This is a genomic window from Falsiroseomonas stagni DSM 19981 (assembly GCF_900114315.1).
In the GTDB taxonomy this organism is placed as follows: domain Bacteria; phylum Pseudomonadota; class Alphaproteobacteria; order Acetobacterales; family Acetobacteraceae; genus Falsiroseomonas; species Falsiroseomonas stagni.
The window spans coordinates 410972-432141 of the sequence record NZ_FOSQ01000003.1 but is presented as its reverse complement, the minus strand read 5'-3'; the positions used below and the strand labels follow the sequence as shown (position 1 = coordinate 432141).

Here is a 21170-nt window from a genome sequence, read left to right as displayed (position 1 = left end):
TTCGCCCGGCGCCGCGCCTCCAATCCTCCGCGGGAATACGGGGGAAACACCAAGCGCATGTCGATGCTGCCCGAGGGGGTCGCCGCCTATATCGGCGTGTCGACCGACCATGAATTCGCGCCGGAAGCGGTGGAGCCCGGCGCGGTCCGCCGCTTCGCCCAGGCCATCATGGATGACGACCCCGCCTATTGGCGGGATGACGAGGCCAGCGCCCGGCATGGCGGCCCCGTGGCGCCCCCGCTGTTCCCGACGGCGATGTTCCGCCGCCCCTTCGGCACGCCCGACCCCTTCGCCGCCTTCGCGGAGGATCCGGACCATGATGGCGCGGGCACCGTGGCGACCCTCGGCCTGCCGGAGATCCTGCCCTTCCGCGGCTACAACGTCCTCGCCGGCGGGTCGGAGGTGGAGTTCCTGCGCTACGCCCGCTGGGGCGAGAAGGTCCGCGTGCGGTCGAGCTACGCGGATATCGAGGCGAAGCAGACCAGCAAGGGGCCGCTCTTCCTCATCCACATCCTCAGCGAATTCACCACGGCGGAGGGGGAGCTGCTGATGCGCGTGCGCCGCACCTCCTTGCGGAGGCCCGTCTGATGCCCGCGACGACAACCCCCTGCTTCGAGGATGTGGCACCGGGCGATGCGCTGCCGCCGCTGGTGAAGGGACCGCTGCGCACCGCGCATCTGATGCGCTGGTCGGCGGCGATGGAGAACTGGCACCGCATCCACTACGACCGGGACTTCGCCATCGGGCATGACAGGCTGCCGGACATCCTGGTGAACGGGTCCTTCAAGCAGCAATTCATCGTGCAGTGCCTGAAGGACTGGGCCGGCCCGCGCGGCTGGCTGTGGAAGGTCAGCTACCAGTTCCGCGGCATGGATGTGGTGGATGAGGTGCTGACCGTGCAGGGCCACGTCGCCGCGACGCGAAGGGCGGCGGATTACGGCCTGGTCGAGGTCGAATTCGGCATCCTCAACCGCGCCGGCAAGGACAACACCCCGGGCCGCGCCACCATCGCCCTGCCCTATCGCGGCGGTCCCGCCGTGCCCTATCCCTTCGTGCCGCCGCGGGATTGAACGCCATGCTTCCGCTGGATGGGCTGAAGGTCATCGAATTCGGGCACACCGTGATGGGTCCGGCCTGCGGCGTGGCGCTGGCGGATCTCGGGGCGGCGGTGATCCGCGTGGAACCCGCCCCGCTCGGCGATCCGACGCGCGGGCTGCTCGGCTTCGCGACCGGCTTCTTCTCCTACTTCAACCGCAACAAGCGCTGCATCTGCATCGACCTGAAATCCCCCGACGGCCTGCGCGCGGCGCAGGACCTGCTGGCCAGCGCGGATGTGCTGATCGAGAATTACGGCCCGGGCACGATGGACCGCCTCGGCCTCGGCTGGGATGCGGTGCATGCGCTGAACCCGCGCCTCATCTACTGCGAGCTGAAGGGCTTCCTGCCCGGCCCCTATGAAAGCCGCCCGGCGATGGATGAGGTGGTGCAGTACATGACGGGCCTCGCCTACATGACGGGGCCGCCCGGCACGCCGATGCGGGCCGGGGCGTCGGTGGTGGACATCACCGGCGGGCTGATGGGCGCGCTCGGCATCTTCGCGGCGCTGCGGCAGCGGGATGCCGATGGCATCGGCCGACGCGTGACGGGCACGCTGTTCGAAACCGCCTCCTTCTTCGTCGCCCCGCACATGGCGCAGCAGGCGGTCACGGGCAGGCCGCCCGTGCCCATGCCGGCACGCGCCAAGACCTGGAGCATCTACGAACCCTTCGACACCGCCGATGGCCGCCAGGTCTTCATCGCCGTGCTGTCGGAGCGGAACTGGCAGGCGCTCTGCGGGCTGCTCGGCCTCGGCCCTCTCGGCACCGATCCCCGCCTGCAGAAGAACGCGGACCGCATCCGGCTGCGGGAGGAGGTGATGCCCCCGATCATCGCCGCGCTGCGCGCGATGGAGCATGACGCGCTCTGCCAGGCGCTGGAGGCCGCGGGCATCCCCTTCTCCCCGGTCCGGACACCGTCCGACCTGTTCGAGGATCCGCAGGCCAATGCGGAAGGCCGCATGCTGCCGATCCGGATGGGCACGGGGGCGGTGGCGAAGCTGCCGCCGCTGCCGCTGGCCATCGACGGGCAGACGATGGGCCTGCGCCTGCAGCCCCCCGCGGTCGGGGAGCATACCGACGATGTGCTGGCGGAGATCGGCTACGATGCCGCGCGGATCGCGGCGCTGCGGTCCGCCGGTTCGGTGGCATAGGCCACCTCCGCCGGCCCCCGCTGGTCCAGCCGGATGAAGCGCGCGCCGCGCCGGTGCAGCGCGGCGATCCCGGCGGCGATGCCGGCGCCGGCCGGGCGTTCGGGGTGGTTCAGGTGGCCGAGGATGACATCGCCCGGCACCGCGCGCCCGACCCGCGCCGCGACGGTGGCGGCCGGCAGGGACGCGCCGCCATCGGCGTTCAGCGAATAGCCCGCGATGGCGAAGCCGGCGTCCCGGATCGCGGGCAGGGCATCGCGGCTGTAGCGCGCCGTGGCGCCGCGGAACCAGCGCGGCGCGCCGCCGCCGGCCTGCGCGATCGCCGCCGCGCCCTCCGCCATCTCCTGCCGCAGCCCCGCCAGATCCCCCACCCCCGGCTGGCCGAAGACCCGCCCGCCGCCCAGCACCGCCGCCAGGTGGCGGCCGCCATGATTGCCGAAGCCGAAGAGGTCGGGGTGCTGGCGCAGCCGGTCCATGGCCGCGCCGTTCCGCCGCAGCCACAGCGCCGTGACGAAGAGAGTCGCGGGGATGCGGGCTTCCACCAGCAGCCCGGCGATGCGGTCATCGAAGCCGCCGCCGCAGCAATCCAGCGTCAGCGCGATGCCCTCGGGCTGCGCCAGCCGCATGCGCGGCTCCACCAGCGCCGTCCCCTCCCCGGCCATTGCCGGCAGGGCGGGGATGCAGGCGAGGGCGGTGGCGACGCCGCGCCGCGTCACGGGGCAGGCCAGGCACATCGGGCGGCGTTCTCCGGCGCGCGCGCATGCGGCGCCCGGGCGGGTTATGCCGCATGATGGCGTCGGAAACACGGGGCTGACATGGCGGAACAGGGGCTGACCCTCGTGGTCGAGGAAGCGCCGGGGGCGGAGACCCGCGGCGCGCTGGCGCAGGCGATCAACGCCCATCACGCCCGGACCGTGCCGCCCGACCAGCGGCGCATCGCCTGGCTGCTGCGCGACGAGGCCGGCGCCATCGCCGCCGGCCTCATCGGCGTGCTGTCCTGGCGCTGGCTGTTCGTCGAGGCGCTGTGGGTGGAGGAGGCGCGCCGCGGCCAGGGGCTCGGCGCCCGGCTGCTGGCCCAGGCGGAAGATGCGGCGCGGGAGGAAGGCGCCATCGGCGCCTGGCTCGACACCTTCCAGGCCGCCGGCTTCTACCACGCCCGGGGCTATGAGGAATTCGGCGCGCTGGAGGACTACCCGCCCGGCCAGGCGCGCCGCTTCTTCAGGAAGCGCCTGGCGCCCTGAGGCGCGACCCGCCGCCCCGGCAGGACCGCACCAGCGTGCTCGGCAATTCATGGCCGACGATGGATTCCGCCAGCGCCGCGCAGTCGATCAGCGCGGGCAGGTCGATGCCGGTCTCGATGCCGAGCTGCTGGCACAGGAAGACCACCTCCTCCGTGCACACATTCCCGGCCGCGCCCTTGTGCCCCGCGAAGGGGCAGCCGCCGAGCCCGCCCACCGCGGTATCGAAGCTGTCCACGCCTTCCAGCAGCGCGGCATAGGTGTTGGCGATGGCGAGGCCGCGCGTGTCGTGCAGGTGCAGCCGCAGGCGCAGCGCGGGCCAGCGTTCCCGCACCATGCCGGCCAGCCGGCGCACCAGCTCGGGGTCCGCCCAGCCCATCGTATCCGCCAGGCTCAGCAGCTTCAGGGAGGAACCCGCCTCCTCCGCCACCTCATGCAGCTGCGCGACCAGCGCCACGATGCGCGCGGGCGGGATGGCGCCCTCGTCGTTGCAGCCGAAGGCCGCCATCACGCTGGCCGACGTCACGGCGATCCCGTTCTCCCGGTAGATCGCGGCGATGCGGCGCTGCATCGCCAGGTCCTCCTCCAGGCTGCGCTTCTGGTTGCGCTGCGCGAAGCTGGCGGAGGCCGTCAGCGTGATCTTGCCGGAAATGGCGAGCCTGCCCGTCGCGATGGCGCGGCGGATGCCGACATCGTTCAGGTAGATGCCGGAATAGCGCACGCCGTCGCGCGGCGTCAGCCCGGCGACCACCGCTTCCGCATCCGCCATCTGCGGCACCTGCTTCGGATGGACGAAGCTGACGCATTGGATGGATGTCAGCCCCGTCTCGGCCAGCGCCTCGATCAGCCGGATCTTGTCGGCGGTGCTGATCTTGTCGGGCTGGCCGATGCCCTCGAACTGGCAGCCCTCCCGCGGGCCGACTTCGACGATCTGGATGGATGTCGGGAGCATGGTCATTCCGCCACGAGAGGAACGTCGAGCCGCACGGGCCCCTGCTGGTCCAGCAGCGCGGCGGCGACGGTGCGGCGGTGTTCGCGCGCGGTGCCGCAGCGATGCGCCCAGGCCGCGACGCGGCGGTACCAGAGCTGCTGGTCATGCACCTCGATGAAGCCGATGCCGCCATGGATCTGCTGCGCGGACCGGCAGGCGGCCAGGCATTTCTCGTTCGCGAAGGCCTTGGCCTGCGCGGCCTCCACCGTCGCGGGCAGGCCCTCCCCCAGCCGCCAGATCGCCTCCCGCGCCAGAAGCTGCGCGCCCTCCGCGCCGATCAGCATGTCCGCCGCCATGTGCTGGATGGCCTGGAAGGCGCCGATGGGCTGGCCGAAGGCCACGCGGTCCTTCGCGTAATCCGCCGCGCGTTCCGTCGCCCGCCGCGCCGCGCCCGCCATCTGCGCGGCCAGGAAGGCGGCGGCCAGGTCCATCAACAGCCGCAGCGGCGCCGCGCCCGCGATGATGCGGGATGCCGGCACGCGGACGCCATCGAAGACCAGCGATGCGCTGCTGTCCTTCGCCGTCGTCACCAGATCCGTCGCCGACAGGCCCGGCGCATCGCTCTCCAGCAGCGCCAGCGCCGGCGCGCCATCCAGCAGGAAGGCCGCGATGGCGTGGGTGCTTTCGCGGAAACCATCGACGAAGGATTTCGCACCATCGAGGATGATGCCATCCCCCTCCCGCCGCCCGCGCAGGGCCAGCGCATCGGCGGACCAGCTTCCATCGGCTTCCTGGATGGCGAGTGCGATCCGCGCCTCCCCCCGCCCGACCGCCGGCAGGATGGCGCGCTGCGCCGGCGTGCCGCAGCGCGCCAGCGTGATGGCGCCGACCATCGTGCCATGCATCGGCACGGGGGCCAGGTGGCGGCCCAGCACGTCGAACAGCACCGCCAGATGCGTCAGCGGCAGCCCGTCCCCGCCATCCTCCTCCGGCAGGCAGAGCCGCAGCCAGCCGAGTTCCGCGATGCGTGCGAACAGCGCGGGCGACCAGCGCGCCGCATCCCGTTCGGCAGCGCGCACCAGCGCGGGCGTGCATTCGGCGGCAAGGAAGTCTTCCGCGGTCGCCTGGATGGCGGCCTCATCCTCATCGGGCAGGACGTCCATGGTGGTTCCCCTGCCTCAGAGACCGTTTGAGAAGACTGGCGGGTCGGTTTCGCTGGGCTTTTCCGCCCCTGGTTCGTCGCCCGGCTTGCCGATGCAACCAGCATCGGCCGCGCCCGGCTCCTGCCAGGGCCGAAAAATCCCTCGCGAACCCTCAGCCGCCAGCGTTCTCAAACGGTCTCTCCGCGCTTGCCCGGCCGTGGCAGGCCGAGTCCCTTGCGCGCGATCTGGTCGCGCATGACCTGCACGCTGCCGTGGTTGATGGTGGACTGGAAGGCGCCGAGCAGGTTGTGCGCGAAGACGCCCTCCTCCACCGCTTCCGGCGACGAACTCAGCAGCTGCGCATGCGGGCCCAGGATCTGGCCGATCGCCTCCGTCGCGCGCACGCCATGTTCCGGCGCGAAGACCTTCTCGGCGGAGGCCTCGTGCACGAAGTCGCCGCCGCGCCGCGCGATGGTCATGCTGCGCATGGTCAACAGGCGGCAGACCTGCCCCTCGATCCACAGCTCCGCCACCTTGTCGCGCACCACGGGGTCCGCGCGCAGCGCCCGGTTCGGCGCCTCGTCCTTCTTCAGCCAGTTGACGATATCCTCGTCCCGCAGGACGGACATGAGGTAGCGGCGCGCGCCGACGCGATCGATGCTGAGCCCGCGCTGCGCGACGTTCCAGCCATCCCCCTCCTCCCCCAGCAGGCAGGAGGCGGGGACGACGACATCGTCGAAGAACACCTCGTTGGTGCGGTTCTCGCCATAGGTGGTGCCGCGGGGCGCGACCGGGTCGTTCTGGATGGTCCAGAGCGGGCGGATGGTGATGCCCGCGGCATCGATCGGCACCAGCAGGATCGACAGCCCCGCATGGCGCCTGGAGGCCGGGTCGGTGCGCACCATCAGGAAGATATGCGTCGCCACATGGGCCGAGGTCATGAAGGTCTTCTGGCCGCGGATCACATAGGTGTCGCCGACGCGCGTGGCGCGGCACTGGATGCCGGCCAGGTCGGTGCCGCATCCCGGTTCGCTGTAGCCCTGCGCGAAGATGATGTCGCCGCGGATGCAGCCCGGCACGAAGGCGCGCTTCTGCTCCTCCGTCCCGCTGGCCAGGATGGCGGGCGCGCCGGTGCCGGCGCCACCGATGCGCAGGCCCGCGCGGCCGAACTCCTCCTCGATGATGAACTGGTCCATCGCGGTGCGGCCCTGGCCGCCATATTCCACCGGCCACGAAACACCGGTCCAGCCGCGGGCGCGCACCTTGTCGAAGAAGGCGGTGGCGATGGGGCCGAACTGCACGCCGAGTTCACCGGCATCGATATCCTCGCGGATCGCTGCCGTCAGCTCCTCCGCGATGAAGGCCTGCACCTCACGCCGCAGCGAATCTTCCCGGGCGTCGAAGGCGAATTCCATGCTGCCGCTTCCTCATTCAGCCCTGATGCCGGTGGATTGCGCCAGGCGCGTGAACTTGGCCACCTCCGCCGCCACGAATGCGGTGTATTGCGCGGGGGTGGTGTGGCCCGCCATGACGCCGATGTTGCGCAGCGTGTCGCGCATGGCGGGTGTCGCAAGCGCCCGCAGCATCGCGGCGTTCAGCCGCTGCACCACCGCATCCGGCGTGCCGCGCGGCGCGGACAGGCCGTACCAGGTGTAGTTCACGAAACCGGGAAAGCCGCCTTCGACGAAGGTCGGCACCTGCGGGAAATCCTCCTCCCGCGCCTCTCCCGTCACGGCCAGCAGGCGCAGGCGGTTGTCGCGGACATGCGGGCCTGCCTCCGGCGCGTTCTGAAACACGGCATGGACATTGCCCGCCAGCAGGTCCCGCGTGGCCGGCGCGGTGCCGCCATAGGGGACGATCACCATGTCGAGCTGCGCGCGGGACATGAACAGCGCGCCGGCGAAATGGCCGATGGATCCGTTGCCGGCGGTGCCAAGGTTGTAGCGGCCGGGATGGGCGCGGACGAGGGCGATGAAGGATGCCAGGTCCCGCGCCGGCACCGCGGGATTGACGACCAGGTACTGCGCGATGGTGCCGACCAGCGCGACATGCGCGAAATCCGCGACGGGGTCGTAGGGCACGCGCCCCATCGCCGGCGCCGTGCCCTGCGATGCGGCGTTGGACAGCAGCAGCGTGTAGCCATCCGGCGCCGCCTGCGCGACGACCTGGCTGCCCAGCGTGGCACCCGCGCCGGCGCGGTTCTCCACCACCACGGGCTGGCCGAGTTCCTCGTTGAGCCGCTGCCCGACCATGCGCCCCAGCAGGTCCGCCGTGGCGCCCGGCGCGAAGGGAACGATGAGGCGCAGCGGCCGCGTGGGCCAGGGCGCGGTCTGCGCGGCGGCCGGCAGCGTCGCCGCCAGCCATCCAAGACAGCCGATCAGCGATCCGATCAGCAAGCATCCGCGCTTCATGCCGCGCCCTCCCCTTGATTGGCCGCCACCGGCGGCACCCGGTCCATCATCAGGATCGGCGCGGGGGTATTGTTGTTTGCCCCGCTCGACGCTTGTCAAGCCGATGGGTAGCCTTCCCTACCAACCGCGCGCCATGACGGAGATCGACCGCGACAGGCCGCTCCATGCGGGGCGGGACGGGTCGATCCTCGGCATGGGACCGCGCCTCAGGGCCTGGCCGATATGCTCCCGCGCGCATCATCCGCGCGACGACGTGCAGGCAGTGATCGAGCGTGTCGGCACGCGCTTCGACCCTGGCAGGCTGCGGAAGCATTCGAATCCAGCGCAGGAAATGCGTTCAGACGATTCCATCTGAACGCAGATCGTTCCCGGCTCCCTGCACGGATCACCCACGCCGGCGGAATTCGACGCCTTCCTGCGATCGGGGGCGGCGCGCCTCCAGGCCCTGGTCCGCCGCGCCGACATCCGCGCCCGGCAGCCGGTTCCGCGCGATCCGCACCAGGAAGCGCGTGCCATCCGGCAGCGCGTCGTCGTTGAAGTCGTAGCCGGGATTGTGCAGGGGGCGGGAGGCTTCGCCATTGCCGATGAAGGCGAAGCAGCCCGGCACCTGCGCCAGGAAGCGCGCGAAATCCTCGGATGCCGTATGCGGCGCCGCGGCCTCCGCCACCTGCGCATCCCCGAACACCTGGCGCGCCGCCGCCAGCGCCGCCGCCGTCGCCTCGGCATCGTTGATCGTGGGGATGAATTCGCGCGTGTAGGTCACGGCGTGATCGACGCCATGCGCGGCGGCGGTCCCGGCGGCGATCCTTCGCATCTCCGCCTCGATCGTGGCGCTCACCGCCGGGTCGAAGCTGCGCGCATCGCCCAGGATGCGCGCCGTGCCGGGCAGCGCGTTGCGCGTGCCATCGGTGAGGAGTTCGGTGACGGACACCACCGCCGTCTCGGTCGGCGCCACGCGGCGGGCGACGATGGCCTGCAGGTTCAGCACCAGCGCGCAGGCCGCCACCAGCACCTCCCGCCCCTCCTGCGGGCGGGAGGCATGGCCACCCAGGCCGCGCAGCAGGATCTCGAAATTGTCCTCCGCCGACATCACCGCGCCGGCGCGGGTGCGGAAGGCGCCGAGGGGCAGGCCGGGCTGGTTGTGCAGCCCGTGGATCTCGTCGAAGGGGAAGCGCGCCATCAGCCCGTCGGCCAGCATGGCCAGCGCGCCCTTCCCCCATTCCTCCGCGGGCTGGAAGATGAAGCGCACCGTGCCGTCGAAGCCGCCTTCCGCCGCCAGGATGCGCGCCGCGCCCAGCAGCATGGTGGTGTGCCCGTCATGGCCGCAGGCATGCATCACGCCGGGGTTGCGCGACCGGTAGGGCAGCGCGGAATCCTCCGTGATGCGCAGCGCGTCCATGTCGGCGCGCAGCGCGATGCAGCGATTGCCGCTGCCGCGCGTGATCGTCGCGACCACGCCGGTGCCGCCCACGCCCTCCACCACATCGGCGATGCCGAAGCCGCGCAGACGTTCCGCCACCAGGCGGCTGGTGCGGTGCTCCTCGAACCCCATTTCGGGATGCGCGTGGAAGTCGCGGCGCCAGGCGCGCAGTTCCGCCCAGAAGGTCTCGTCCTGCCCGCCCGCCGCTACGGACACGCCGCCCGCCCCAGCGCGACGGTGCCGCCGGCCGGATCGCGCAGGCAGCCCTCGGTCCAGAGGCCGCTATGCTCGACGCCCCCCAGCACGGCGCGGCCATAGCCATGCGGCCGGTCGTCCTGCCAGGCGCCTTCGAAGCGGTCGCCATTGGCGAAGACCTGGGCGCCGGGGCCGGCGCGGCGGCCATCCTGCCAGGCGCCCTCGAAATGGTCCCCATTCGCCGCGATCAGGATGCCGAAGCCATGCGGCAGCCCGGCGCGCCATTCGCCGGCATAGCCATCGCCGGCCGCGCCGCGGGCCTGGCCCATGCCGTCCGGCCTTCCGTTCCGCATCGCACCGATGTAGCGGATCGCCGGGCCGGCGCCGTCGGCCGGCGCGCGGAACTCGGCGCTGCCCCGGCCCTCCGCCGGGCCGGCGGGGCAGTCGCCGAACCAGCTGGCCGTCTCCCCCGCCCGCGGCGCGGCGTTCCACAGCCAGCAGCCCTGCCGGGCATCGACCATCCAGCCGGGCCGGCCGGGGGCTGCCAGCGCCTCCGGCGGCGGCGGTTCGGGGCGGGGCTGGCCGGCGGCGGGCATGGCCGCCAGGCCCCACAGGAAGGCCGCCCCGATCAGTGACCGCATGGTCATCAAGCCCCTGTCCAGCCCCGTCCCCGCGCGCCCTATTGCGGCTGCAGCCCGGCCAGGCGCACCGCTTCCGCGTATTGCGCGCGTTCGGCGCGCAGGAAGGCGGCGAAGTCGGCGGCGCCCTGGCCGGTCGGCTCGATCCACAATTCGCCGAAGCGGGTCCTGACGGCGGGCTGCGCCAGGGGCGCGCGCACCGCCTCCTCCAGCCGCGCCCGCTGCGCCTCCGGCACCGCCGCATTGGTGAAGAAGCCGAACCAGGAATTGGAGGAGAAATCCGCCATCCCGAGTTCCGCGAAGGTGGCCACATCGGGCGCCGCCGCCAGGCGCTGCCCATGCGCCAGCGCGATCGGCACCAGCCGCCCCTCCCGCACCGGGGGCACCACCTCCGCCAGGATGCCGAGCACCATGTGCACCCGCCCCTCCAGCAGGTCCGGCAGCCACTGGCCCGACCCGCGATAGGGCACATGGGTGAAGTCGCCCCCCGTGCGCGCCTTCAGCAATTCGGTGCTGAGGTGGTTCGACGTGCCGGTGCCATAGGTGGCGTAGCTCAGCCCCCCCGGCCGGCTGCGCGACAGCGCCACCAGCCCCGCCAGGTCCCGCACGCCGAGGGAGGGATGCACCACCAGCATGTGCGGCAGCACCGCCACATGCGCCAGCGGCGCGAAGTCGCGTTCCCCGTCATAGGGCAGGCTGCGCTGGATGAAGGGGTTGATGGTGAAGGAGTTGGAGGCCATCAGCAGCGTCGTGCCATCCGGCGCCGCCCGCGCGGCTTCCTGGGTCGCGATCACGGTGCCGCCGCCCGGCCGGTTGTCGATGACGATGGGCGCGCCGAGCATCGGCCCGATGGTCGGCGCGAAGAGCCGCGCGACCAGGTCCATGGTGCCGCCGCCGGGGAAGGGCACCAGGATGCGCACCGGTCGGGCGCTGCCCTGCGCCAGGGCCGCCATGGACAGGCCCCCCATCGGCAGGCTTGCCGCCATCATGCCGAGGCTTCGCCGCCCGATCATCGCCCGCGCCCCCTCATCCCATCGGCGCAATGATGGAAGCGGCGCCTCGGGTCGGCAAGCGCGTGCTTCAGGCCTCGCTGACCCGCCCGAGGCAGGGGGCCAGTTCGGGGAAGCGCTGGCCGGCGGCGTCGAACAGCAGGCTGGCGATGCGGCGGTAGCCGAAATGGGTGAAATGCACCCCATCCTCCGCCCGCATCGTCTGCACGGACCGTTCCAGCGCCACCGCCGGCATGTAGCGGCCCTGCGCGTCGCTGGTGGCCTCCCAGGTCGGCAGGAACACCGCCCCCGCCCCTTCCGCCGCCGCCTGCTGGATCGCGTTCAACTGCCGCGCCGCGCCGGCGAACTGGCTCTCCCGCATGTTGGGCAGGCCGAGCCACACGGCCCGCGCGCCGCCCTGCACGGCATTGCCCACCATCTCCGCCACGCGCTGGCCATAGAGCTCCGCGAAGGCGGCCGTGCCGAAGGGATAGCGCGCCCGCATGGACCGCAGCACCATCGGGCGGAAGTCGTTGGCGCCGATCCAGAACACCACCAGGTGCGGCCGGTGCCGCTGCACCAGGTCCCGCGACACCGCGGTCCAGTCATATTCGTCGCCGCGCGTCACCCCGGTGGCGTGCAGCGTGCCGTTGATGATGCGCAGCGTCTCACGCCGCCGCATCGCGGGCTGGAGCGACAGGAACATCCCCTGCGCCAGGCTGTCCCCGCAGAACAGCAAATCCACCCGCGGCGGCGTATTGCGCTCCACCACCCCGCCGGCCGGTGCTGTCGCCCCCGGCGCGGGGGGCGTTGCCGCCTGCGTGAGACGCGGAACGGAAAGTGAGAACAGGCCAGCGGCGGCGCCCAGCAGGCTGTTTCGCCGCGTCTGGCCGTTTCGGCACCATTCAGCCCGCATGCAGGCACTCCGACTTCGCGTGTGGCGTGAATCGGCTATATCATGCAGAGGGTTAATCGGTAAGGACCAGCCAGCCTCAATGTTCGCCCGACGGCGCCTGATGACGACGTTCGGCCTCGGTGCGCTGCTGGCCGCCTGCGGGCGGGAGACGGGCGACCGCCCGGCCAGCCCGGCCGAGGCCGCCCGCTGGGCGGAGGGCCTCGCCCTGCCCCCCGACCCGGCCTTCGAGGGCCTTCTCCCCCCCGCCGCCGGCCCCGATCCCTTCGCCCCCCTGGGCCATGCGCTCCGCGCCCTCGAAGCCGGGGCGGAGGGCCGCGCCCTGGTCCTCATCCTCGGCGACAGCCACGCCGCCGGCCCCATCCTCTCCGAACGCCTGCGCGACTTGTTCCAGTCCCGCTACGGCGCCATCGGCCATGGCCGCCTGCCCCCCGCCCGCGCGCAGCGATTCTGGAACCCCGCCGGCCTCTTCATCGCCCAGAACGGCGAATGGGAGGCACGCAACGCGCTGCGCTCCACCAGCCCCGGCCCCTTCGGCCTGACCGGCTACCGCCTGACCGGCGCGCGGGCCGGCGATACGCTGACGCTCCGCACCACCGACCCCCGCGGCTTCGACCGCATCAGCCTGACGCTCGCCACCGGCCCTTCCTCCGGCAGTTTCCGCCTGCGCGCCGCCGGCACGCCCGATGCCCCCCACGCCACCGCCACCCCCGCGCCCGACCTGCGCCAGATGCGCTACGACGTCTCCCCCGGCACCAAGGAGATGGCGCTGGAACTCCTCGGCGACGGGCCGGTGGAGCTGCTGGGCTGGGGCATCGACCGCCGCGGCCGCGGCGTGCTGGTGGAGGCCTTCGGCATCAACGGCGCCACCCTCTCCACCCTCGACAACCGCGACCCCTCCATCCTCGCCCGCGAACTCGCCCTCACGCCCCCCGCCCTGGTGATCCTGGAATACGGGACCAACGAGGCGACGGACCGCGACCTCGACGCCGATGCCTATGCCGCCGCCCTGGCGCGCCGCATCCGCGCCCTGCGCACCGCCCTGCCGCGGAGCGGCATCATGCTGATGGGCGCCCCCGATGCCGGCCGCCCCGCCCGCCCAGCCCCGCGCCGCCCCGGCCAGCCCGCGCGCCCCGCGACCGGCTGCGGCGGCGTCACCCCCCTCGTCTCGCTCGCCACCGTCAAGGCCGCGCAGCGCCGCGCCGTGGAACAGACCCGCGCCGGCTTCTTCGACTGGTCGGCGGAAGTCACCCGCGATGCCTGCCGCCTCCCCGCCCTCGCCGCCGCCTCGCCCCCCCTGATGCAGCGGGACCTCGTGCACTTCACGCCCGACGGCTACCGCCTGACGGCCGAGAAACTCCACGCCGCCATCCTGCACGGCGCCGGCATCGCCCCCCGCGCCACCGGAGCCTGACCACCCGCCATGCTCTTCCCGACAGGCATCTTCGCCCTGTTCTTCGCCGTGGTCTTCGCCACCCACTGGCTGCTGGTCCGCGCCGCGCCCGCGCTGGTGCGGCCCTTCCTGCTGGTCGCCAGCCTGGCCTTCTACGGCTTCTGGAGCATCCCCTTCTGCGCCGCCCTCCTCGCCATCGGCCTCTTCGCCTGGGCCATCGGCCTCAAGGTCCGCGATGACGAGAACTGGCTCATCCTCGGCGTCGGCGGCACGCTCGGCTGGCTCGCCTACTTCAAATACACGGGCTTCCTGCTGCGGGAGGCAACGCCCCTCGCCGTCTCACTCGGCTTCCCGCCCCTGCCGGCGCCGGAGATCCTGCTGCCCGTCGGCATCAGCTTCTACTGCTTCCAGGCCATCTCCTACATGGTCGATGTCCGCCGCGGCGACGTCGCGGCCGAGCGATCGCCGCTGAACGTCCTCGTCTACCTCACCTTCTTCCCGCACCTCGCCGCCGGGCCCATCGTCCGCGCCGCCCACTTCCTGCCCCAGGTCGCCGCCCTGCCAGACCGCTGGCGCGTGCCCCTCGCCATGGGCGGCCTCCTCATCCTCGGCGGCCTCTTCAAGAAGATGGTCCTGGCGAATGAGATCGCGACGGGCATCGTCGACCCCGTCTTCCGCGACCCCGCCTCCTACGGCCCGTTCGACATCGCGCTCGCGGCCTATGGCTACACCATCCAGATCTGGTGCGACTTCTCCGGCTATTCCGACATCGCGATCGGCCTGGCCGCGCTGCTCGGCTACCATTTCCCGAAGAATTTCGACCAGCCCTTCCGCGCCCTCTCCCTCTCCGAGTTCTGGCGCCGCTGGCACATCTCCCTCTCCACCTGGCTGCGCGACTACCTCTACAAGCCGCTCGGTGGCAGCCGCGGGACCGAGGGCCGCACCGCCCGCAACCTGATGCTCACCATGGTGCTCGGCGGCATCTGGCACGGCGCCGCCTGGACCTTCGTCGCCTGGGGCGCCCTGCACGGCGCCGCCCTCGTCATCGAACGCGCCCTCGGCCTCCGCGCCGTGCCGTCCGGCTGGGTAGGGCGCATCCTGCGCTGGGCCATCACCTTCCACATCGTCGTCGCCGCCTTCGTGCTGTTCCGCGCCCCGGACCTCGCCACCGTCGGCACCATGGCCGCCGGCCTGGTCGACGTGGAAATGCCGAGCGAGGCCTGGACCTGGCGCCTGCTCGCCTTCGTGGCGCTGGGCCTCGCGCTCCACTTCCTGCCCGCCGACCTCCGCCAGCGCAGCGAAGCGGTATTGGCACCACTCCACCCGGCGCTGCTCGGCCTGGTCTTCGGCGCGCTGCTGCTGGGCATCCTGCTGGCGGCGCCGGAAGGCGTGGCGCCGTTCATCTACTTCCAGTTCTGACTTTGCTCAGCGCAGGGGGGCGCCGCCCCCCTGAACCCCCCGCCAGGGTCCAACGGGACCCTGGACCGCGAGATTGAAGGACCGAGCGAGGAAACGATGCGCCAACCCTGGCTCCACACCGCCGACACCCCCGCCCCCCGCGGCGTGCCGGACGACTTCTCCCCCCACAGTGCCACCCGAAGCGCGGGCGGCGTCACCTTGGCAGTTGGCATCGCGCTGGTGGTAATGGCGGCGGGCCGATCCCCCGAAATACTGGACGCCGCCTACGGGCTGCCCGTGGTGGCGGGGACGGAAACCGTCATCGCTGTGGCGGAAGTGTGGGACGGCGCGATGCAGGCCATCGGCGTGCCGATGGTAGTGGAGACGGTGCGGGGGGTGCTGTCGGCGGGGCGAGGGTGATTTAGCGAAAGACTTCGAAGTCGCGCAAAAAATAAATGTTTCGCTGCCCTTCGGTCACAATCTGACATCTGGATAACTACCGAAGCTGAAGCCACTCCCTGAATCTATGTTTAGCGAAAAACTTGAATTGGATTTGCTGCGAATTTTCTTGGCGGGATCGTAGAAATAAATATTTCTTTCCCAAATATCTCCGAAAAATTGGTGCCCGGACACGAAGCCAGAGGCTTGGCGCATGGGCCACCACTCCCTTTTTGTAGCTTCATAGGCCACGAGCCATAACCCTGAACGCAATCCTTCGGCAGTGGCTGACGCCCTCCAAGCAGAAATATCTATCTCGCCAGCAATGAGATTATTTTGCATTAGATCGAGAGTGAGCATTGCAACTACCGAACTACGCAGATCCGTAATTTTCCCCATAACAGTACTTGGCAAACTCAAACGCATCTCCCGAGCCCAAAAGAGAAGCCACGCAACCTCATGAGTATGTACAGCTTCAGCCTTACGGGGAAGCTGTTGCAAGATATAAGCTTTAATCTCATTATCAGACATAAAATCTTCCACACTAATGGCAGACAAATGCTCAACTATGAAGCTCAGACAACTAGGCGCTCGACGCGCTGCGTAAAGCAGCCATCGGACAAGATGAGACATGTTAGTTTGGTCGACGGTAAAGCTAGCCGCGCGCTTCGCAGCGAATAGGACAACATTGTCCTTCGGGTGTGAATCAGCGAGATGGAATATTTGTTCGAAATAAGAGTCGAGATCGTCTCGCTGGCGTGATTTTTTCTGATTTAAATCAAATGTTCTTATGTAATGTATCCATTCTGGTGAGTGGCTGGCCCCTATTCCATGGGTAGAAGTTTTGTCGGCGTTCAGTTCTAACTCGAACTCATAAAGTGCATTGGACAACGCCGACAAAACAGCCGAAGGGGTTTCGGTCTCATGCAGCCCTATAAGCATATCATCAACATAACGCACCGCGCGGTGCTCTAGGTTGCGAATTTGCGTATGCGCGATTGCCTCGACTTCTGATGCAATTAGCTCAGAGACAATGCGCGAAGTGTCAGGACCTATGGGTATACCGACCGTTTGCCCTTGCTGACCAGCCGCGACGGCTTTATCGAGAAGGTTGCCGAAAGAGGTTTTAAAATCGCTATTGTTTTGATTCGCCTTAACGTACTCTTTGCCCAAAATCGCCCAAGGGATCGCGTGAGTATAAATTGATGGATAGAATCGAGCAACGTCAGTTCTTACATAGCGACCGTAGGCGCCGAGGATTTCAGCGCGCCGACGCGCCACGCCATCAAAATTAACTCCCGTCACTGCGCGCGTATTGCCCACCAGAACTATCTGCGGATCAAATTCGCTTATCGTTGACCGCGCAATTCTCTTTTTTATTTCGAGCCAATTTTTTCCAATTAAATCAGAAACATGAAGCTGATTAATTGGATTGACAATAGAAAGCATGCGGCGAGCATGGCCATATCGAGGCACACTGTAATTTTCCGGACGCGTCCAGAATTTTCTTATTTTTTGACCATCCCATCGTTCAGTGAATGCTATGGCGTGCTTTGCGTAGCGTGCACTTGTGAACGGTGGCGGCAACTCGGTTGGGAAGTAGCCCCGCCCGATCAGGCTAATTATTCTAGCCGCTGATGGGCAAAGAGATTTATCTTCCTTCTCATCCACGGCAATCACCGCGCCAAATCGCCCTGCCAAAAAAGCTGGATATCTCAACGCGCCACTCGAATTGCCGAAGAACCAACGCCTCGCGTTCCAACGAACCCGCCGTGAAAATAATGCTCGCCAACTCCATGCTTATCGCCTCACAAAAATTTAAGATCTTTACCCCGCCATTAAGTCCGAAAGCAAAAAAAGCTCATCAACCTCCCGGCCAGCAGTGCAATGGCTAACGACAGCTGACGATAGGCTGTAACATACGCCCTACGGCGACCAGATTTGTGGCCATCAATGACCGGGCAGCAAGCATCTCGGCGAAAAATAGAATACAACTACCCCACCGCACCCCCTCACACCAACGCCACCACCCGTCCCGGCCCCCCGGTCCCCCCCGCGATCTTCGGCGCCCCCGCCACCAGCGTCGCCCCCGATACGGGCAGGTCGCGAAGCCCCGCCACGCACTCCACCCCCCAGCGCCCCGCGCCGAGCCATCCCGTGTGGAACGCAAAGGTCGAGGACCCGCCATGGTCCAGGGACAGCGTATCCACCGCCACCCCCGCCACCCCGCGTTCCAGCAGCAGCGGCACCAAATCCGGCCGGAACCCCGGGAACCGCATCGCGCCGCCCGCGCCCGCGTTGCGGAACATCGGCCCCGCCACATGCGCGTCCCAGCCGGACCGCAGCGCCAGGCACGCCCCCGCCGGCAGCCGCCCGGCCGAGGCCTCGAGGGCAAAAAGATCCTCCGGAGTCGCCTGGTAGTCCGGGTCGGCGGCGGCCTTGGCCGTCACGTCCAGCACGAATAGCGGGCACACCAGCGACGCCACCGGCAGCGCATCCACCGTCGCCCCCGCCGCGGTGAAATGGATCGGCGCGTCGAAATGCGTGCCGACATGCTCCGTGTAGGTCAGCTTGTTGATGTTGTAGCCATCGCGCGCGAAGGACAGCACCTTCTCGATCTCGATCGCCGGCGTCCCGCCGAAGGTCGGAAAAGCCGGATGCAGCGTGTGGGTCAGATCGACCACCCGCGTCACCGGCGCGCTCCGCACCGCCTGCGCCCCCGCCGGGTTGGCGGACAGCCCCATCGCCGCCACCCCCGCCGCCACCGCCGCCATCACGCCCCGCCGGCCGAGCCGCCGGGACACAACGCCCATCACGCAGGCATCGCACATGGCTCATCCTCCTGGTCGAGGCCCCCAGCCTGCCAAAAGGAACCGCGAAAAGGCCAGCACCATCACGCCGGCCGCAGCACCACGCCCCGCAGCCACAAGGTCAGCGCCACCAGCCCCGCCGAGGCCACCAGCAGGCTCACGGTGAAGCCCGCCCAGACGATCAGCGTCCCGAAGATCACGGCCCCCACGGACTGGCCGAGGAACAGCGCCATCGCGAACCCCGCCACCGCCGTGCCGCGCGCCTCGGGCAGAGCCTCCGTCGCCCGCGCCTGCAGCGACCCGTGCAGCATGAAGAACAGCAGGCCGACGAAGGCCTGCGCCACCGCCACCGCCCACCACCACGGCGACAGCGCGAAGATGGCGAGCGCGACGGCAACCCCCATCCCCCCCACCATCACCATCCCCCGCTCGCCGAGCCACCCCAGCAGCCGCCCCGCGGATTGCGTGTAGACGAGCGATCCGATCCCGAAGCTCGCCACCACCAGCCCCGCCTCCGCGGCACTCATCCCGAACCGCTCGATGAGCAGCGAGGCGAGGAACGGAAACGCGCCGCCGAACATCAGCAGCCCATCCAGCGCCGTGCCGATCATCAGCCGCCGCCCCGCCTTCTTCCGCAGCAGCTTGAGAAACCCCGAAAGCCCCGCCCCGCGCCCGCCCTCCGCCGGCGCCCGCCACAGCGGCGCGCCCAGCCGGGCGATGAAGAAAGCCGTGATGAGGACGGCAACGATCCCAAGCCCGAGGAACGACCACCGCCACCCCGCATACTCGCCCACGATGCCCGAAAGCGGCCCCGCCAGCAGCTGCGACAGCACCATCCCGTTGAGGAATTTCCCCAGCACCGCCTGGCGCTGGCCATAGGGCACGCTGTCCCCGATATGCGCCATGAACAGCGGCACGATCGCCGCCGCCGCCAGCCCCATCAGCACCCGGAACAGCAGCAGCGTGGACAGCCCCTCCGCCAGCCCCGCCCCCACCAGCATCCCCGCATAGATGGCGAGCGAAATGGCCACGACCCGGATCTTCCCGAACCGGTCGCCGAGTGGCCCGATCGCGAACTGCCCGACCCCATAGGCCAGCGCGAAGCCCCCGATCAGCGGCGCGACACCGCCGAGCCCCGTGCCGAAATCCTGCGCCATCATGGGCAGCAGCGGCTCGATCATCCGCATCCCGCAGCCCACCGTGAAGGCCGCGGTCGCCATCAGCCAGACGGGCGGATTCACCGCCGCCCGCCCCCCGGCACTGTCACGCAGCGTCCACCTTGGCCGATGCCTTGCGCGCCCGCTCGCTCGCCGTCTTCAGCTGCCCGCAGGCCGCCAGGATATCCCGCCCGCGCGGCCGCCGCACCGGGCTGGAATACCCCCCCTCCTCCATCACCGCCGCAAAGGCCCGCACCGCTTCCGGCGTAGACGTCTTGTACGGCGACCCCGGCCAGGGATTGAACGGAATGAGGTTCACCTTCGCCGGCAACCCCTTCAGCAGCCGCACGAATTCCCGCGCCTCCGCCGGGCTGTCATTCACCCCCCGCAGCATCACGTATTCGAAGGTGATGCGCCGGGCATTCGACGCCCCCGGATACCGCCGGCACGCCGCCATCAGCTCCTCGATCGGATACTTCCGATTGAGCGGCACGATCTCGTTCCGCAGCTCATTCGTCACCGCATGCAGCGACACGGCGAGGTTCACATTCAGCTCTGCCCCGCACCGGTCCATCATCGGCACCACGCCTGACGTGCTCAGCGTGATCCGCCGGCGCGACAGCGCGATCCCCTCATGGTCCATCACGATCCGCAGCGCCTTGGCGGTGTTCTCGTAATTGTAGAGTGGCTCCCCCATCCCCATCACGACGATGTTCGACAGGTGCCTTGCCGTCCCGTCCTTCGGGCTCGGCCATTCGCCATAGCTGTCCCGCGCCGCCATGAACTGCCCCACGATCTCGGCAGCCCCCAGGTTCCGCACCAGCTTCTGCGTCCCCGTATGGCAGAAGGTGCAGGACAGCGTGCACCCCACCTGCGTCGAGATGCAGACCGCCCCCCGATCCTCATCCGGCGAGGGGATGTAGACGGTCTCCACCTCCTGCCCGTCCCGCCACCGGAACAGCCATTTGCGGGTCCCGTCCGTGCTCGTCTGCTCGGTGGCCACATCCGGCCGCCCCACCACGAACCGCTCCGCCAGCCTGGCCTGCATCGGCTTCGCGATCGTCGGCATGCGGCTGAAATCCGTGACCCCCTGGTGATACATCCAGTGCCACAGCTGCTTCGCCCGGAACGGCTTCTCGCCGATCGCGACCATCTCCGCCGCCAGCTCCTCCCGGCTCAGCCCCACCAGATCCCGCCGCCCATCCGCCAGCGTCGCCGGCGGCGGCGAGAACAGCGCCGCCTTCGCCAGGATCCGATCCCGCTCCGCGCTGCTGAGTTCCGCGCTCACCTGCGCGCCGCCGGATTCGCCGGGCATTCCCGGTTGATCGCGTCATACGCCGCCGAAAACCCCGCCAGCGGAAACGTATCCGTCACCGTCGGCCGGCCCGGAGGCCCCGGACTCCGCACCACCGCCTCCCGCCCACCGCGGAACGCGCTCACCAGGCTCTGCCCGTTCTGGAAGAAGGCGCTGGACTGCACCACGCCGTAGCTGCGGAACTCCGTCGTCCCCACGCTCAGCACCGCCTCCCCCTGCCGCGGATAGGGATACCCGACCGAGATCGCGACCTGGTCCCGCCCCCCCGGCCGATGCGTGATCGTCAGCGTCACCGTCTGCCGGTTCGCCGGCCCGTTCTCGCTCCGGGACGCCCGGGCAAAGGCATAGCAGACCTTCTGCCCGTTCTCCTGATGCGTCGCCGCGATCCAGGATTGATGGGTACCGAGGCGCTGGGGCTGGGCCGGCGTGGCCCGCTGCTGCGCGACGGCAGCCAGCGGCACGGCCAGTGCGGCAAGGATCAGGGCTGTGCGGAGCATGCAGCCTAGATACGTCCACCCCCGCCCCCGGGCAACCGCG

The 21170-nt window shown here is 69.7% G+C and carries 22 protein-coding genes; 8 read left to right on the top strand and 14 right to left on the bottom strand.

What is annotated here, in order from left to right:
- The first annotated feature begins 57 nt into the window (after positions 1-57).
- From BM041_RS12315 to BM041_RS12305, 3 genes are read left to right on the top strand one after another with little or no spacing between them, the layout of a single operon-like run.
- Entirely contained in the window at positions 58-588 is a 531-nt protein-coding gene (locus BM041_RS12315) for an FAS1-like dehydratase domain-containing protein (protein WP_092959765.1), read from the top strand.
- Positions 588-1070 carry a hotdog family protein gene (locus BM041_RS12310; protein ID WP_092959763.1) on the top strand — a complete coding sequence of 161 codons (483 nt, stop codon included), beginning with the start codon at positions 588-590 and terminating at the stop codon, positions 1068-1070. The genes BM041_RS12315 and BM041_RS12310 overlap by 1 nt, the downstream gene beginning before the upstream one ends.
- A 5-nt stretch (positions 1071-1075) precedes the next feature.
- Positions 1076-2248 (top strand): CaiB/BaiF CoA transferase family protein, encoded by a 1173-nt coding sequence (locus BM041_RS12305; RefSeq protein ID WP_092959761.1) that lies wholly within the window; start codon positions 1076-1078, stop codon positions 2246-2248.
- On the opposite strand, the gene BM041_RS12300 is transcribed toward BM041_RS12305, so the two are convergent.
- Positions 2197-2979, bottom strand: coding sequence for a polysaccharide deacetylase family protein (locus BM041_RS12300; protein WP_175533888.1), 783 nt, complete (start codon positions 2977-2979; stop codon positions 2197-2199). The two genes, BM041_RS12305 and BM041_RS12300, sit on opposite strands and share 52 nt — an antisense overlap.
- A gap of 81 nt (positions 2980-3060) precedes the next feature.
- Here BM041_RS12300 and BM041_RS12295 point away from each other — a divergent pair, with 81 nt between their 5' ends.
- Entirely contained in the window at positions 3061-3486 is a 426-nt protein-coding gene (locus BM041_RS12295) for a GNAT family N-acetyltransferase (RefSeq protein ID WP_092959757.1), read from the top strand.
- On the opposite strand, the gene BM041_RS12290 is transcribed toward BM041_RS12295, so the two are convergent.
- The 4 genes from BM041_RS12290 to BM041_RS12275 all read right to left on the bottom strand — a co-directional run bounded on the left by BM041_RS12290 (position 3464) and on the right by BM041_RS12275 (position 7967).
- Positions 3464-4435, bottom strand: coding sequence for a hydroxymethylglutaryl-CoA lyase (locus BM041_RS12290; protein ID WP_245762047.1), 972 nt, complete (start codon positions 4433-4435; stop codon positions 3464-3466). The genes BM041_RS12295 and BM041_RS12290 overlap by 23 nt on opposite strands.
- Before the next feature lie 2 nt (positions 4436-4437).
- A complete protein-coding gene (locus BM041_RS12285; RefSeq protein ID WP_092959753.1) occupies positions 4438-5577 on the bottom strand; it encodes an acyl-CoA dehydrogenase family protein in 1140 nt (379 codons plus the stop codon).
- A 167-nt stretch (positions 5578-5744) separates the two neighbouring features.
- Complete coding sequence (locus BM041_RS12280; protein WP_092959751.1) at positions 5745-6971, bottom strand: acyl-CoA dehydrogenase family protein; 1227 nt, start codon at positions 6969-6971, stop codon at positions 5745-5747.
- A 12-nt stretch (positions 6972-6983) separates the two neighbouring features.
- Entirely contained in the window at positions 6984-7967 is a 984-nt protein-coding gene (locus BM041_RS12275; RefSeq protein WP_092959749.1) for a Bug family tripartite tricarboxylate transporter substrate binding protein, read from the bottom strand.
- Between the two features lie 133 nt (positions 7968-8100).
- Between BM041_RS12275 and BM041_RS30550 the strand changes: the two genes are divergently transcribed.
- The gene (locus tag BM041_RS30550; protein ID WP_092959747.1) at positions 8101-8322 is read left to right on the top strand and encodes a hypothetical protein; all 222 of its coding nucleotides are present in this window, start codon (positions 8101-8103) and stop codon (positions 8320-8322) included.
- A 30-nt stretch (positions 8323-8352) separates the two neighbouring features.
- On the opposite strand, the gene BM041_RS12265 is transcribed toward BM041_RS30550, so the two are convergent.
- From BM041_RS12265 to BM041_RS12250, 4 genes are all read right to left on the bottom strand, one after another.
- Complete coding sequence (locus BM041_RS12265) at positions 8353-9603, bottom strand: amidohydrolase (RefSeq protein ID WP_245762046.1); 1251 nt, start codon at positions 9601-9603, stop codon at positions 8353-8355.
- Complete coding sequence (locus BM041_RS12260) at positions 9594-10229, bottom strand: MORN repeat-containing protein (protein WP_092959746.1); 636 nt, start codon at positions 10227-10229, stop codon at positions 9594-9596. Before BM041_RS12260 ends, BM041_RS12265 begins: the two co-directional genes overlap by 10 nt.
- Positions 10230-10261: 32 nt before the next feature.
- Complete coding sequence (locus BM041_RS12255; protein WP_175533887.1) at positions 10262-11233, bottom strand: Bug family tripartite tricarboxylate transporter substrate binding protein; 972 nt, start codon at positions 11231-11233, stop codon at positions 10262-10264.
- A gap of 67 nt (positions 11234-11300) precedes the next feature.
- Positions 11301-12125, bottom strand: a complete 825-nt coding sequence (locus tag BM041_RS12250; RefSeq protein ID WP_092959742.1) for a DUF459 domain-containing protein — start codon at positions 12123-12125, stop codon at positions 11301-11303.
- Positions 12126-12225: 100 nt separating this feature from the next.
- On the opposite strand from BM041_RS12250, the gene BM041_RS31810 reads away from it, so the two are divergent.
- The 3 genes from BM041_RS31810 (at position 12226) to BM041_RS12235 (ending at position 15333) form a co-directional block, all read left to right on the top strand.
- Positions 12226-13536 carry a GDSL-type esterase/lipase family protein gene (locus tag BM041_RS31810; protein ID WP_139226038.1) on the top strand — a complete coding sequence of 437 codons (1311 nt, stop codon included), beginning with the start codon at positions 12226-12228 and terminating at the stop codon, positions 13534-13536.
- Between the two features lie 9 nt (positions 13537-13545).
- Positions 13546-14934, top strand: a complete 1389-nt coding sequence (locus BM041_RS12240; RefSeq protein WP_092959738.1) for an MBOAT family O-acyltransferase — start codon at positions 13546-13548, stop codon at positions 14932-14934.
- A 96-nt stretch (positions 14935-15030) separates the two neighbouring features.
- The gene (locus tag BM041_RS12235; protein ID WP_092959736.1) at positions 15031-15333 is read left to right on the top strand and encodes a hypothetical protein; all 303 of its coding nucleotides are present in this window, start codon (positions 15031-15033) and stop codon (positions 15331-15333) included.
- Between the two features lie 54 nt (positions 15334-15387).
- On the opposite strand, the gene BM041_RS29980 is transcribed toward BM041_RS12235, so the two are convergent.
- The 5 genes from BM041_RS29980 to BM041_RS12215 form a co-directional block, all read right to left on the bottom strand.
- A complete protein-coding gene (locus BM041_RS29980; protein ID WP_139226037.1) occupies positions 15388-17022 on the bottom strand; it encodes an RNA-directed DNA polymerase in 1635 nt (544 codons plus the stop codon).
- A gap of 341 nt (positions 17023-17363) precedes the next feature.
- Complete coding sequence (locus BM041_RS31805) at positions 17364-18182, bottom strand: cyclase family protein (RefSeq protein WP_092959734.1); 819 nt, start codon at positions 18180-18182, stop codon at positions 17364-17366.
- 62 nt (positions 18183-18244) lie between these two features.
- Positions 18245-19381 (bottom strand): MFS transporter, encoded by a 1137-nt coding sequence (locus BM041_RS12225; RefSeq protein ID WP_092959733.1) that lies wholly within the window; start codon positions 19379-19381, stop codon positions 18245-18247.
- 43 nt (positions 19382-19424) lie between these two features.
- On the bottom strand, positions 19425-20633 hold the full coding sequence (gene rlmN, locus BM041_RS12220; RefSeq protein ID WP_092959731.1) for a 23S rRNA (adenine(2503)-C(2))-methyltransferase RlmN: 1209 nt from the start codon (positions 20631-20633) through the stop codon (positions 19425-19427).
- Complete coding sequence (locus BM041_RS12215; RefSeq protein ID WP_092959729.1) at positions 20603-21130, bottom strand: invasion associated locus B family protein; 528 nt, start codon at positions 21128-21130, stop codon at positions 20603-20605. The genes rlmN and BM041_RS12215 overlap by 31 nt, the downstream gene beginning before the upstream one ends.
- Positions 21131-21170: the final 40 nt, after the last annotated feature.